This window comes from Desulfovibrio sp. An276, from assembly GCF_002159665.1.
Lineage (GTDB): Bacteria > Desulfobacterota > Desulfovibrionia > Desulfovibrionales > Desulfovibrionaceae > Desulfovibrio > Desulfovibrio faecigallinarum.
Genome location: NZ_NFJC01000012.1, coordinates 32,717 through 46,539, shown reverse-complemented (window position 1 = coordinate 46,539; position 13,823 = coordinate 32,717). Strand labels below are relative to the sequence as shown.

Sequence of the window (13,823 nt, the reverse complement as noted above, 5' to 3'; positions counted from 1 at the left end):
GGATTCAGGAGGACATTCCGATGGTCACAGAAACTGCGGATACACAATACATTGTCATCAAATTCGGCGGTCATACCATGACCGACCCGGCCCTGCGCGACGCCTTTGCCATGGATCTGGCGCCTCTTGCCCAGGAAGGCAGAAAGTGCGTGGTTGTCCACGGCGGTGGCCCGCAGATTTCCTCCATGCTGAAGCGCCTGAACATCGAAAGCCATTTCGAGCAGGGACTGCGCGTCACGGACGACGCTGCCATGGAGGCAGTGGAAATGGTCCTTGCAGGCCAGGTCAACAAGGAGCTTGTGGCCTCCTTCATTGCCCACGGGGCAAAAAGTGCAGGGCTGAGCGGCAGGGACGGCACTCCGCTTCTCAAGGCGCGCGTTGTCAATCCGAAGCTCGGGCGCGTGGGCGCTGTCACCACTGTGGATCCGGAAATCCTCAAGGTTCTCATCGCCGGTGGCTTTGTACCTGTCGTAGCCCCCATTGCCGAGGACGAGGAAGGCAAGGGAGCCCTCAATATCAATGCCGACACTGCGGCAGGCGCCGTAGCAGGTGCCCTCAAGGCCGAGTACTTCGTGCTCATAAGCGACGTGCCCGGTGTCCTTGATGCAGACAAGAAGCTTCTTTCGAGTCTCACTCGCGAGGACATTGCAAGTCTCAAGGAGTCCGGCGTCATCAATGGCGGCATGATCCCCAAGGTCGACGCCTGCCTGCACGCCCTGGACAAGGGCTGCAAGAAGGCTCTCATCCTGAACGGCACGGAAAAATCGGCCCTGCGTCGCCTGCTTCAAGGCGAAAGTGGACTTGGCACCATAGTGCACTAATCCCGGCAAGGCCGGACATTGCAAGGGGGCGCTCCGAAATTCTCGGAGCGCCCCCCTTTTGTTGCCACATTCAGAGTTTTGAGCTTTCACAGGGCAACACAGCAATCTAATACACGTGTTTTATTGGCAAATCTTTTGCCGGTCCGTGTGACTCTCGCACATATCACTGGGAGCCTTGCTGATCTGCCCTTGCCTATTTCTTGGGCTCAAGCCTTGGACAGAAGGCTGCCATCTCGCAGATGTCGCACTTGGGCCCCCTGGCATTACACACGTCGCGACCGAACTGCACCATGCGGTGGTTCAAATCGCCCCACTCTTCCCTGGCGAAAAGCGACATGAGGTCGCGCTCGACCTTGACGGGATCGGTCTGGGCAGTGAGCCCCAGGCGGTGGCTTATGCGTTTGACGTGGGTGTCCACGGCCATGCCCTCGTTGATGCCATAGCCCCCGAAAAGCACGATATTGGCTGTCTTTCTGGCAACGCCAGGCACCTTCACAAGCTCTGCCATGGTCCTCGGCGGCTCGCAGTTGTACTTTTCTGCAAGGAGTCTTGCAGCGCCAAGGAGGTTCTTGGCCTTGTTGTGGTAAAAGCCCGTGGAGCGGATGACTTCCTCGATCTCCTCGATGGTGGCTTCAGCCAGCTCCTTCGGCGTGGGCCAGCGGGAGAAGAAGGTCGGAGTCACCTTGTTGACCCTCTCGTCCGTACACTGGGCTGCGAGCACCGTTGCAACCAGAAGCTGCCAGGGCGAGGCGTGCTCAAGGACTGTGCCCGGATTCGGATAGCGCCTCTTCAAAAGTTCCAGCACCCTTGGTGCCCGCTCCCCCGCGCCTGCGGGAAGTTCCTGAGATTTTGCCATAGTCTCCCCCTTGTGTGCCCCTGCCCCATGAGGGGCATCATTTTTGCCCCTTGTAACGTGAAGCAAGTGCAAAGGACAAGTGAGACCTTTCTCCGTTTCCATGGACGGATGAGGCATCTTTTGCGAGGACAGGGAGCTTCTTCCAGCCTTTTTGCACTTTGCGCAAGGCACAGGGCAAAGCTCAAATCCCGTCTTTACAAAACGCCTGCAAGCGGGTATGAATCCTGTCGAAATTTTTCAGACCCCGGTTTCCAAACCCAAAGAAATTCCGGGATCTTGGCTCTCTGCAGCCCTGTTACACGGGGCAAAAGGAAAGCCGCAGCTCATGGTCTTTCCGGCTTTTCCCTGAAAGCCATGACGCCTTCTGGCAAGGGCCGGTTTCTTGCCGGATTTCGTTCTTCACCACTTCTTATTCAGGCGGGAACACAAGAGGGATACAGGAGCGGATCCTGCCCGGGCAGTGTCTGCCTGTTCCCAAAGGGAGGGCGCGTTTCCCCTTCGTGACTCACGAAGCTCCTTTCGCGCTTTTGGTTAAGCTATGGAACAAAAGGACATCGAATACTTCAAGACTCTCCTGAACGACATGCTTGTCGAAGCCCAGCAAAAGGGTGATTCCACCCTGCAGGAACTGAGCGGAGACAACGAACTTTTTGCGGATCCCGCAGACCGTGCCACTGCCGAGTCCGATCGCGCCTTCACCCTGCGCATCAGGGATCGCGAGCGCCGTCTCATCAAAAAGGTCAAGGAAGCCCTGCAGCGCATCAACGATGGCACCTATGGCATCTGCGAGGAGTGCGGCGAAGAAATAAGCATCAGCAGACTGAAGGCCCGTCCCGTGACAAGGCTGTGCATCAACTGCAAGGCCAAACAGGAACAGGACGAAAGCCAGCGCGGTTAATCCGCAAAAATACCACTTCTCTCAAGGGCATGACTGTCTAGCCAGTCATGCCCTTTTTCGCAAAATGGCCCGGGCCCAAAATCCGCGCCAAGCCTCCTTCCAGGATTTGCCAAATGGACGCACATCTTTTCCGTCGCCTTGCCAGGGACCTTGTTCCCCTGCTCGCAGGTGCGAGGCTCGTCAAGATTCAGGAGCCTTTCGAGAACATCTACACCTTCAATCTCGATCTCTTTGTCCGTTCCGCGGACCGCAAGGTGCAGCTCGTCTTGAAATGCGGCAGGAAGGAGCCCTTCCTCTTTCTGGCAAAGTCAAGGCTCAGCGCCAATTCAACACCTTCTGCGGAAGTGATGCGGCTGCGCAAGTACGCTGCTGGCAGAAGCATACGCCACGCACTTGCCCTGTGGCAGAAAAGGCAGCTGTGGCTGCTCATGTCTGGCGCCATGCCGGCTGCCCTTGTCGAGGGCAGGGGCAAGGGGGCTGCACCTGCAGGGGAAGAGAACACAAGGCTTGTCTGGCTTGTTCTCGACCTGCGCGAGGGACCCTGGCTCCATTTTGCGGACGAAAACACCTTCCCGTCCGAGGAAGCACCCGTCTGGCCCGACCGGGCCGAACTGCCCAATGCCATGGAGAACTGGCAGGAGTGGCCTGTACTCACACCTGCCTTGCGACGCAGCCTGAAGCTCATGGACACTGGCGACGCAGCAGCCCTGCTTGTGGACCTTGAGGAAGGGGACGGAGACGTCTTTGTCTACACAAGAGCTGAGGACGACGCTGCGCAAAAGCCGGTCATATCCCGCATCAGTGCCTGGCCTTTGCCGGATACAACAGGCCTTGTCGAACACGTGCGTGAGGACAGTTTGCAGGCCTTCATGGACGCAGGTTCGGACATAGTTCTGGCCTCCTCTGCGAAACAGGCAGCCAAAAGGGCCGCAGCGCCCTGGATACGCAAGGAAAAGAAGCTGCTTGAGCGCCTTGAGCTGCAGCACGAGGACGAGGCAAGACTCAGGAAAATGTCAGCACGGCGCGAGCAGGGTCTTCTTTTGCAGGCCAATCTCTGGCAGCTGCCCATGGACAAGAGGCTGCACAGCGCAGACCTGTATGATCTCGAAGGCAAGCCCGTGCAGGTGCGCCTTGATCCGCGCTACACAGTGCGCGAAAACATGGAGCGCTTCTTCCACACAGCCCGCCGCGGCGAGCGCGGCCTTGTCAGGATTGGGGAAAGGACAAGGGAGCTTGAAGGGGAACTTGCGGAAGTGCGCAGGCAAAAGGAAGCCTGTCTGCTTGGCGGAAGCAGCGCCCAGTCCCCAAAAACGGGTGCTGCGAAAAAGGTTGTCACTCCGCCCGAGGTCCCTTCGACTGTGCAGCTTTTCATAAGCTCGGACGGCTTTGTGCTTTTGCGCGGCAAAAGCGCCAAGGGCAACCAGGATGCCAGGCGCATGGCCTCGCCCCACGATCTCTGGGTCCACGTGGAAGGCGGCCCCGGAGCCCATGTCATCATACGCAAGAGTCACGCTGGCGAAGAGGTTCCGGAGCGAACCCTGGACGAGGCCGGAGCCCTTGCTGCTGCCAAAAGCTGGCTGCAAAACGAACCAAAAGCCTCCCTCAACTACTGCGAAATCCGCCATGTGCGCCCCCTGAAAGGGGCCGGTGCAGGAACCATGCGCATGGACAAAATCCTCTTCACCCGCCAAGTGGAAACCGTTGCGGACATAGACGCAAGGCTTTTGCAAAACATGGCCCAGCAAAAATAGGGCGTCAGGCAGGAGCAACCAGAAGCTTTAGCCCAAAGGCTCTCAGGAGTTGCAAAACAAGGGCAAGGTCCGGCGGAGCACCAGGACTCAGAGCCGCATCAAGAGCTTCCCGGCTGAGACCTGCTTCACTGGCAATGGCAGCCATGCCCTTTGCCCGGACAATGTCGCAGATAGCGGACAGAACAAGATCACTGTCCCCTGTAGCCACTATCTCGGAAAGATACCCGGCCATGATTTCCTCGTTTTCGAGGAGATCGGCCATATCGAGCACAGCAAGTTGTTTCATGACCTTGCACAACTTTCGGCCTGCCCTGGTTGGCAGGCATTTCTTGTTGCCCAAGACTGGGGCAAAAGTAGAACCATATGGTCATACGAGCAACGAAACTCTGACTGCTCAAATGGTTACGCTGTTTTTTCTACTATGAACGTTATGAAACTATGGTTCTATATAGAACCATTCCAGACTGTTTTGTCGAAGGTTGTCCGTCCAAAGGCTACCCTCCAACTTTCCGAACACCAAAAAATCGGGACATTCCCGATACCCCCAGGAATACCCCAAAAAGTGGAAGGTCTTAAGATGTTACACGTTCACGGTCACAAGCTCGTACTTGCGCACGCCAAGGCCGTGCTTGGCAGCAGCTTCCACTGTGTGGATGCCGTGACGGGAGTCCATGCGCTCGATGAGGGCGGCCTTGCCGGGATCCTTCGAGTTCACCACAGCGTCGTAGCAGGCCTGGTCCAGAGCCACGGGATCCGTGGAGGCAAAGATGCCGAGGTCTGCCATCTTGGGTTCCTCTGGGCTTGAGTCGCAGTCGCAGTCAACGGAGAGCCTGTTGGCAACGTTGATGTAGACGATGTTCTCGCGGCCCTTGTAGTCCATGACAGCCTTGCAGGCGTCTGCCATGGATTCGAGGAAATAGTCCTGCTTGGGCAGATTGCTGAAAAACTTCGTATAGTCCTGTGTGACACCTGCCGTGTGGATGTTGGTCTTGCCGCGGGTAGAGCCAATGCCTATGCTCATGTTTTTCAAGGCTCCGCCAAAGCCGCCCATGGCATGGCCCTTGAAGTGGGAGAGCATGAGGATCGATGCGTAGTTGGCAAGATGCTTGCCCACAATGTTTTCCTTCAGGTGGAAGCCTTTCTTCACCGGGATGGCCATGTCGCCAAACTCGTCCATGATGTCGCAGGGGGCAATGGCCTTGAAGCCGTGCTCTTCGATGGCCTTCCAGTGTTCCTTCGGGTCCAGGCGCCTGCCCTTGTAGGCCGTGCAGCACTCGACAATCGTTCCGTTCAGTTTCTTCACCAGCGGGGCAATGAGGGCTGGCTGCAGGAAGTTGTGCCCACCGGGCTCGCCTGTGGAAATCTTCACTGCCACCTTGGGTTTCAGGGGATGTTTCAGGGCCTCGTACATGGCAATGAGGCTTTGGGGAGTGACAGTGCGGCAAAAATATACGCGGGCGGTCTTTTCCTTTGCCTGCGCCTGAATGGGCATGCCCCCGAGGGCAAGTCCGCCCACAACTGCGGCGCTCCCCTTCACAAATGTTCTGCGCGATACGTCTTGCTGTCCACTCATGGCTACTCCTTGTTGTCCCGGGCGAGAGGACATCACTCGTATGCCCTCTTCTACCCGCTCAATTCTGCAAGAGAGGATAACCTCCCGCGATGAGACAGCAATAAGCATTTGTGGCTTTTTCTTGCCAGATTCTCTCCCGTCTCTGGGTGTGGCACGCGGCAAAGCCTAGCCAATCAGCCGCTCAAGCCACTCCCAGGCGTCATCCAGCTGGTAGAAGCGTGCCATGTTGTCCTCTGCCAGAAGCTCGGGATCCACAAGGGAGGCAAACTTTTCCTGCAATGTCTCCTGCAGCCCGCAGGTCAAAGCAGTAGCCTTTGGCTTGCCCTTGTCGAGCAGCTTTCCAACCCTGCTTTTGAAGGTCATCTTCGAGATGGTGCCCATGTCCACCATGCCGGCCATGTCGCTTGCCTCTAGGCCTGCCAGGCGCAAAAGGGCTGCCACAGTGCCGCAAAACCTGTCCCCACGCCAGGGAAAGAGGCAAAGCCTGTTTCCGTCAACAACAAGGCTCCCCTTCCCAAGTCCGTACAAAACATAGGCTGTCTGCGCCTGCTGGAACATGACCCTGCCCTTCTGGTTGAGAAAGCCAGGGGCCTTCCCCTTTTCGTAGAGGGTGTGCATTGCCATACGCACCCTGTCGTGCACGGGCTTGCCGGCACCGGCAAATCTTGGCGGCTTGCCCTCGCTCTCGGGCTCAAGATGGATGCGGCGCATGTTCTCTTCCAGAGACACGACCTTCCAGGCCCTGCCGGCAAAAAGGATGCCCTGCCCTTCCTTCAGGGGTTCTGTCATGGGAAGCTGCCCCATGAAGCGCCCCTCGTGCATGAGCCCGAACTCGGTTGCCGTGCGAAAGGAGGTGGCAAAGTCCGAGGTGTCCACAAGCTCCCTGCCCTTTGGGGCAAGGCGTATTTCACGCTCGCCTTCCTTCCTGCAGACAAGGTCCTTTTTTGCAAGACCCTGCAAGAGCCTTGCAAACTTGTCCTGGGGCACATTGAAGGGGCCTGTCTTGCACAAAAGCCGCCAGAGCACGGACGGGCAGACACCCCCGTACTGCCCAAGGACAGCCAGGATCTGCTGGACAAGGGTCGAGTAGTGGGGCCTGGCCGCCTCCCCTGGCTCGCACCAGCCCTCCTGCAAAAGGCGCAGTACTGCCAGGGACTGGAAAAGTCCCATGTGAAGCCTGTCCGAAAGGCCTGCGTTGCGCAAAACAAAGTTTTCCAGAAGGCAGATGCGCAAAAGCTGCTGCCCGCCCCTGCGCCCTGCCCTGCCAAGGCGCTGGTTCAGGCTGGCAACAGAGTTGGGCGCGTCTATTTGCACAACGCTGTCCATGTTGCCAATGTCTATGCCAAGCTCCAGGGTCGAGGTGCACACAGCCGTCGTGGGCTTTTCCGGATCCTGCAGTCTGGCCTCCAGCGTGGCCCGCAACTCGCGCGAGAGACTTCCGTGGTGGGGGAAGAACTCGTTTTCCATGTCGAACTGCCTGCAGCGCCTGGCAAGCAGTGTTGCCACCTGTTCGGTTCTGGCGCGCGAGTTGGCAAAGACAAGGTGGTGTCCCCCGGAAAGGAGGTTGAAAAGATCGTCCGCCAGATCCTCTACCCCGTGCTCTGCTATACGCTCCCGCAAGAAGGGCGGCACCTCCACATAGGCGCGCAGCTGTACCAGGGGGTGGCGTTCCGCCTCGTCCCGGACGATGCGGCAGGGATAGTCTCCCCTGTGGGGCCTCAGCTCCTCCTTCATGCCCTTCTCGTCGCCAATGGTGGCACTCAGGGCTATTCGGGGGATTGGGTGGTGCGCAAGTGCCTCTATGCGGTGCAGAAGGCTTTCCAGCTGCTTGCCGCGCTCGACACCGGCAAAGGAGTGAAATTCGTCTATGATGACATGAGAAAGGGAGGAGAAGGCCCTGTAGCAAAAGGCGGGGTGGCGCAGGAGAAAGCCTTCCAGGGACTCCGGGGTCGTGAGCAGGATGCCTCGGGCAGAGTGCAGATAGTTCTGCTTGGCCTGGGCTGGCAGGTCCCCGTGCCAGGGGATCAGGGGAAGGTTCAGCCTCGCGCACAAGGGGGCAAGGCGTCTGTACTGATCGTTGATGAGGGCCTTTAAGGGGCTTAGATACAATAGGGGTGTGCCATCCCACGCATCTGCCAAAATGCGGGAGATGGCTGGCAAAAAGGCTGCCTCTGTCTTGCCGGAGGCAGTGGCTGCAGAAAGAATGACGTCCGTCGTGCCGGAAAGGATGGGCCCTAGCGCCTCCCTTTGTATGGGGCGAAGCTCGTCCCAGCCAAGGGAGCGCACCCAGTCCACGATGCGGGGGTCCAGAATCTCAAGACCTGTGCCAGCAGAATCAGACGAGCCTGTATCAAACGGGTCTGCGCTTTCTTGACCATGCGAAAGGACAGGACCAACGCCTGATTGAGCGTCAGTCCTGTCCTTGCCTATTGTGTCTTCTTCCCGAATCACAGGGTTGCAGCGCGCGCAATGCGGGCGAGTGTCTCTTCCCTGCCGAGGAAGGCCATGATGTCGTGCAGATGGGAGCCACCCATGAAGCCCACCAGGGCCGTGCGCAGGGCCGGAGCAATTTCCTTGAAGGTCAGGTTGTTGTCCTTCACAAAGCCGTTGAAGACCTCGTTCAGGTGCTCTGCCTCGAATACTTCCGTCTTTTCAAGCACTGCGGCAAGCCTTGTCAGGCGCTCCTTGGTCTCGGGCGTGATGTTCTTGGCAACGGCCTTCTCGTCATAGACAAGCTCGTCTGCCTTCTTGAGCATGGGAGCAAAGCACTTTGCCAGTTTCACCAAGGTCTTGGCGCGCTCGCGGAACAGGGTGCACAGGCCAGCCAGACGCTCGTCGGAAAGCTCCCCGTAGCCCTCTTCCACTGCAAAGGGACGCACAAGGCGCGCAAGCTCGCTCACGGGCAGGGCGCGCATGTAGTGGGCGTTGAGCCACTGCAGCTTGTTGGTGTCGAAGCGGGCAGCCGAGGGATTGAGATGGGTGCCGTCGAAAAGCTCCACCAGCTCGTCCAGGCCGAAGATCTCCTGATCGCCGTGGGACCAGCCAAGGCGCACAAGGTAGTTCACAAGGGCGTGGGGGAGAAGGCCGTCCTTCTCGTATTCGATGACAGCCCTTGCGCCGTGGCGCTTGGAGAGCTTTGCACCGTCGGAACCAAGGATCATGGGCACGTGGCCGAAGATGGGCTCCTTCAGGCCCAGGGCGCGGTAGATGAGGATCTGGCGCGGGGTGTTGGAAACGTGGTCGTCGCCGCGGATGACGTGGGTGATGCCCATTTCGTAGTCGTCCACCACCACGGCCATGTTGTAGGTGGGGGTGCCGTCTGCGCGCTGAATGACCATATCGTCCAGCTCGGAAACGTCCACGGAGATCTTGCCCTTCACCATATCGTCGAAGACGATCTTGCCTTCGTCCGGGCATCTCAAACGCACGCAGCGGCCCTCGCCGGGTCCCAGGTTGAGATTTCTGCAGTGGCCATCGTAGCGCGGCTTCTTGCCCACGGCACGGGCCCTTTCGCGCATGGCCTCCACTTCCTCGGCCGTGCAGGAGCACCAGTAGGCCTGGCCGTTTTGCAAGAGCTTTTCCACATAGGATCTGTAGAGGTCCATGCGCTGTGTCTGGTAGGTGAGCTCGCCGTCCCAGTCGAGGCCAAGCCACTTCATGGAAGCCAGGATGGAGTCCGTGTACTCCTGCTTGGAGCGCAAGAGATCTGTGTCCTCGATACGCAGGTGGAAGTGGCCGCCAAAATGGCGGGCAAGCAGCCAGCAGAAAATGGCGGTACGGGCCCCACCTATGTGCAGATGCCCTGTGGGACTGGGTGCAAAACGGGTAACAACGTTCATCGCGAAATACTGGCGCAAGGTTCCAAAAGGAAAATGCGCCATCCTCCTTTGTCGTGAAATATTGCGAGGGGCAGATGGCCCCTGTGGATGCCATTGGGCTTTGTCCTGTGCGCTAGATTGCGCGGACAGCAATTGTCAGGGGGGCTTTGTACCCGCTTTTGCCCCTCTGTGCAATGCAGGGGGCAAGGCTTCACAAAGAGCCTTCTTGCGTCTAGAAAGGGGAGGCAAACATCCTGTCAGGCCGATCTTTCGGTAGCTTCACAAACCCTCAAACCATTCTCAAGGATGATCTCCCATGTCCATATACGTCTCGGGTTCCCTTGCCTTCGACCGCATCATGAATTTCCATGGCAATTTCCAGGACCATGTGCTCATGGACAAGCTGCACATGCTCAACATAAGCTTCATGGTAGACGACATGATTGAAAGGCGCGGCGGTTGCGCCGGCAATATCGCCTACACCCTGGCCCTCCTGGGTGAAAAACCCATCATCCTTGGCTGCGGGGGCAGGGACTTCGACTCCTACGCGGATCACTTGAAGGAAGTCGGCCTCTCCGTCGAGGGCATACGCCGCGATCCGGAGCTCTTCACTGCCCTGTGCTACATTACCACGGACCTTTCCGGCAACCAGATCACGGGCTTCTACCCTGGCGCCATGACAAGGCCCTGCGGCTACACCTTCAAAAACCTGGGAAGTACGGATCTCGCCATTGTCTCCCCCGGCAACATGGAGGACATGCAAAATCTCCCGAAACTCTACAGGGAACACAATGTCCGCTACATCTTCGATCCAGGCCAGCAGCTGCCCATCTTCACGAAGGATATGCTGAACACGGCCATAGACGGGGCCTTTGCCTACGTGTGCAACGACTACGAGCTCGGCATGACGGCAAAGCTTCTCGAACTTGAGCGCGAAGAGGATCTGTTAAACCAGGTCGAGTGGCTCATCACCACCCTGGGTGCCCAGGGCTGCCGCGTGCGCGGTCGCGACGGCACGGACGAGACCATAGCATCAGTTCCCTGCGAGCACGTGGCCGATCCGACGGGGGCTGGCGATTCGCACAGGTCCGGCCTGCTCTTTGGCTTAAGCCACGGTCTCTCGGTTGTGGAGTCCGCAAAGTTCGGGTCCGTTACCGCGAGCTACTGCATTGCCTGCCAAGGCACACAGGAACATCACTTTACGAAGGAAGACTTTGTCAAAAGGTACGAGTCTGTCTTTGGCAAAATGCCCATAAGTCTCTAGGAATTCGCCAATAGTGCAAAGGGCCGCGCATGTACGCGGCCCTTCTTCGTCTCTACTGCTCTTCACGGCAACAGCTTCTTCAGTTCCGTGCCAGTGTCACCATCAATGCAGATGGCCTGCTCCTGAATCTCCCTTGGGCAGAAAGCCTGGGAAAGATTCACGCAGGCAAAGACTGCCCTGGAATTCTGGTACGTAATGCGCCAGAAGGGGTATTTGATGATGCCTGGCGTGTTTTCCCCAACGCCCAGCTCCCAGAACAGGATATGCTCGCCCTTGTGACGGTGCAGGAACTCCTCGTAGCAACCGGCTGCCATATGCCAGCCCTCATCCTCCACAAAGGTATCGTCCGCGCGCAGATTCATGGACATGGGCGCACCGCACACAGGGCAGTGCGGCACAAGCTCTGAAGGGACAGACTTGAGAGGTGAAATGCCGTCCGGCAGTTCCAGCCCTTGCGCCGTAATTTGGAAATTCTGGGCTTTGAGCATGCGACAGACTGTGTCCCTGTTGTCGTAGTTTTTTTTGTGACAAGCGCCTGGGGCGGGTAAACAGGGTAGCGTCAGCAGGGGACTCAAGGAACTGCAGCAAAAAGCCTGTCTTGTCGAAAGAGTACATGATCTTGCCGCAGTTGCGCAAAATCTTCGGTGAAGATGATGTTGGCTGCCTTGGCAGATCCTCCAGACTCCTGATGGCTGTTCTCTCAAGAACGGCAAAGACTTACGTCCTGTTTTTGAGAAGCATGGGCCTGCATATCCTACGACCTGGATGCCCTGCACGCCTGCTCAAAGGCTCGCGATTCCTCTCTCGCCCGGGGTCTCCCAGGCCCCCTTCCTTGCGGTCCACCCACCAGCGCCTGTCCACATGCCCGAACCACCAGCGGTTATGGTCCGTGCGCAGCATTTCCTCGCACAGTTCTCTGGCCTCGGCAGTCTTGAGCCTCTCGCGAGCTGCGTCTATCCAGTCCTTTGCGAAGGCATTGCCCTTGTCCAGCTCTTCCTTCAGGTTGAAGAGGAGGTCCAGCTGGTCCGCGTCCTTGGCAAGCCTGGCCTCGAGGCTCTCCCTGGCCTCGAACTCGTCGTAGGCAGCCAGTATCTCCGCCCCAAAGCCGGTTCCTTCCACTGCGTCCGCCTGGGCCCTGCGCTCGTCCTTGTTCGTATAGCGCTGGTTCATGTAGTTGAGATCCGAGGTCCTGGCCTCGTGCAGATCGTGGAAAAGCCCCAAAAGTGCCGTGTGTTCCGCATTGGCACCAGCCCTCTTGGCAAGCACGTAGCCTATGAGGGCCACGCGGAAGCTGTGCTGGGCTACGTCCTCCTGACCGCTTCCAAGATACGCCCAGCCTGTGCGCAGGGTCTTTTTGAGCCAGCCAGCCTCGAAGATAAAGTCCACCACGCGCTCAAGCTTCAGGTTTCTTTTGGGCTTTCCGGCCCTTCTGCCCAGTCCGTGTGCAAGGGCTCTCACTCGGCATCCCCCTTGTCGCTGCCGTACTTGCGCAGCTTCTTGTGCAGGGTGGCCCTTGTGATGCCGAGCTTTCTTGCCGCTGCACTCTTGTTGTCCCCTGTCTCGCGCAGGGTTTCCTCTATGGCGCGCCGCTCCACCTCTTCCAGGGGCAGGCCGGCAAGGGAGGACGAGACCTCCGAGCTCTTCGGCATGGCCTCGGCTGCGAGTTTCGCTATGTTCACCGGAAGCTCCGGCCCTGTCACGTACTCGCCTGTGCAGAGGATGACAGCGCGCTCAACCGCGTTTTGCAGCTCGCGCACGTTGCCTGGCCAGTCGTAGTGCAAAAGCATATCCATACACTGCGCGGAAAAGCCCTTGACGTTCTTGTGGTTGCGCTCCGCGTAGTGGGAAAGGAAATGGGCTGCCAGAAGGGGGATGTCCTCCTTTCTCTGCCGCAGCGGCGGCACCTCGAGGCTTATGACATTGAGGCGGAAATAGAGGTCCTCGCGAAAGCGCCTCTCCTCCACTTCCTTGCGCAAATCCCTGTTGGTTGCGGCAATGACGCGCACATCCACATGCTCGCTCTTGTCTGAGCCAACGCGCTGTATCTCGCCCTGCTGCAGAGCGCGCAAAAGCTTTGCCTGCACGCCAATGGGCATCTCCCCTATCTCGTCAAGGAAAAGGGTTCCCCGATCCGCCTGCTTGAAGCGGCCTTCCCTGCGCTTGTCTGCGCCTGTGAAGGCACCCTTTTCGTGACCAAAAAGCTCGCTTTCGAGCAATGTCTCGGCAAGAGCAGCGCAGTTGACCGTAACCAATGGCTCGTCCTTGCGCAGGCTTTGCGCGTGCAAGGCTCTTGCCACAAGCTCCTTGCCGGTACCGGACTCGCCAGTGATGAGCACTGTGGCCTCGGTAGGGGCAACAGTGCGGATCATGGAGAGCATGCTGGTGATGGCTGGCGAGCGACCGAGGATTTCGGTGCTCGCGTTCTCCTCGGAGAACTGCCTTCTCAGCTCCCTGTTCTCCACACCCAGGCGCGAGTGCTCAATGGCCTTGTTGAGCGTTTCCTTCAGGGCATCAAAGTCCAGCGGTTTGATGAGGTAGTCGTAGGCGCCTATGCGCAGGGCGTCCACTGCCGTTTCCACAGAGGAATAGGCTGTCATGAGGATGACCGGCAGCGAGGGGTTGTAGCTTAAGATCTGCTTCATGGCCTCTATGCCGTTCACCTTGCCCATGCGCACGTCAGTGAGCACAGCGTCAAAGGCCTTTGCGTGCACCTTCTCCACTGCCTCGTCCCCGTCTGCTGCCTCCTCGACAGTGTAGCCCCAGGACTTGAGCATCATCCTGAGCATGCCGCGGTGGGCGTCGTCGTCGTCCACGACCAGTACTGTAGTAGTCATTGTTCCCT

Annotated in this window: 12 protein-coding genes; 4 read left to right on the top strand and 8 right to left on the bottom strand. The window is 58.4% G+C overall.

The annotated features are described in order from the left end of the window. The first annotated feature begins 20 nt into the window (after positions 1 to 20). Positions 21 to 821, top strand: coding sequence for an acetylglutamate kinase (gene argB / locus B5F76_RS06685; RefSeq protein WP_087352574.1), 801 nt, complete (start codon positions 21 to 23; stop codon positions 819 to 821). A gap of 193 nt (positions 822 to 1,014) precedes the next feature. Here argB and nth read toward each other — a convergent pair whose 3' ends face one another. Beyond that, the gene (nth, locus tag B5F76_RS06680) at positions 1,015 to 1,677 is read right to left on the bottom strand and encodes an endonuclease III (RefSeq protein ID WP_087352572.1); all 663 of its coding nucleotides are present in this window, start codon (positions 1,675 to 1,677) and stop codon (positions 1,015 to 1,017) included. Positions 1,678 to 2,215: 538 nt separating this feature from the next. On the opposite strand from nth, the gene dksA reads away from it, so the two are divergent. Then, positions 2,216 to 2,575: an RNA polymerase-binding protein DksA gene (gene dksA / locus B5F76_RS06675; RefSeq protein WP_087352570.1), complete on the top strand. Its 360-nt coding sequence runs from the start codon at positions 2,216 to 2,218 to the stop codon at positions 2,573 to 2,575. 113 nt (positions 2,576 to 2,688) lie between these two features. Further along, on the top strand, positions 2,689 to 4,326 hold the full coding sequence (locus tag B5F76_RS06670; protein ID WP_162608733.1) for an NFACT RNA binding domain-containing protein: 1,638 nt from the start codon (positions 2,689 to 2,691) through the stop codon (positions 4,324 to 4,326). Between the two features lie 4 nt (positions 4,327 to 4,330). On the opposite strand, the gene B5F76_RS06665 is transcribed toward B5F76_RS06670, so the two are convergent. The 4 genes from B5F76_RS06665 to gltX all read right to left on the bottom strand — a co-directional run bounded on the left by B5F76_RS06665 (position 4,331) and on the right by gltX (position 9,738). Continuing rightward, on the bottom strand, positions 4,331 to 4,612 hold the full coding sequence (locus tag B5F76_RS06665; protein WP_144268405.1) for an addiction module antidote protein: 282 nt from the start codon (positions 4,610 to 4,612) through the stop codon (positions 4,331 to 4,333). 294 nt (positions 4,613 to 4,906) lie between these two features. Then, positions 4,907 to 5,899 (bottom strand): DUF362 domain-containing protein, encoded by a 993-nt coding sequence (locus B5F76_RS06660; RefSeq protein ID WP_087352564.1) that lies wholly within the window; start codon positions 5,897 to 5,899, stop codon positions 4,907 to 4,909. A gap of 165 nt (positions 5,900 to 6,064) precedes the next feature. Beyond that, positions 6,065 to 8,350, bottom strand: a complete 2,286-nt coding sequence (locus tag B5F76_RS06655) for a DEAD/DEAH box helicase (protein ID WP_087352562.1) — start codon at positions 8,348 to 8,350, stop codon at positions 6,065 to 6,067. Beyond that, positions 8,347 to 9,738 (bottom strand): glutamate--tRNA ligase, encoded by a 1,392-nt coding sequence (gltX, locus tag B5F76_RS06650; protein WP_087352616.1) that lies wholly within the window; start codon positions 9,736 to 9,738, stop codon positions 8,347 to 8,349. Before gltX ends, B5F76_RS06655 begins: the two co-directional genes overlap by 4 nt. 295 nt (positions 9,739 to 10,033) lie before the next feature. On the opposite strand from gltX, the gene B5F76_RS06645 reads away from it, so the two are divergent. After that, positions 10,034 to 10,981: a carbohydrate kinase family protein gene (locus tag B5F76_RS06645; protein WP_087352560.1), complete on the top strand. Its 948-nt coding sequence runs from the start codon at positions 10,034 to 10,036 to the stop codon at positions 10,979 to 10,981. 62 nt (positions 10,982 to 11,043) lie between these two features. Here B5F76_RS06645 and B5F76_RS06640 read toward each other — a convergent pair whose 3' ends face one another. The 3 genes from B5F76_RS06640 to B5F76_RS06630 all read right to left on the bottom strand — a co-directional run bounded on the left by B5F76_RS06640 (position 11,044) and on the right by B5F76_RS06630 (position 13,815). Next, positions 11,044 to 11,469, bottom strand: a complete 426-nt coding sequence (locus tag B5F76_RS06640; RefSeq protein WP_204218345.1) for a hypothetical protein — start codon at positions 11,467 to 11,469, stop codon at positions 11,044 to 11,046. 229 nt (positions 11,470 to 11,698) lie between these two features. Further along, complete coding sequence (locus tag B5F76_RS06635; protein ID WP_239406984.1) at positions 11,699 to 12,439, bottom strand: HD domain-containing protein; 741 nt, start codon at positions 12,437 to 12,439, stop codon at positions 11,699 to 11,701. Continuing rightward, positions 12,436 to 13,815: a sigma-54-dependent transcriptional regulator gene (locus B5F76_RS06630; RefSeq protein WP_087352559.1), complete on the bottom strand. Its 1,380-nt coding sequence runs from the start codon at positions 13,813 to 13,815 to the stop codon at positions 12,436 to 12,438. The genes B5F76_RS06635 and B5F76_RS06630 overlap by 4 nt, the downstream gene beginning before the upstream one ends. Positions 13,816 to 13,823 lie beyond the last annotated feature (8 nt).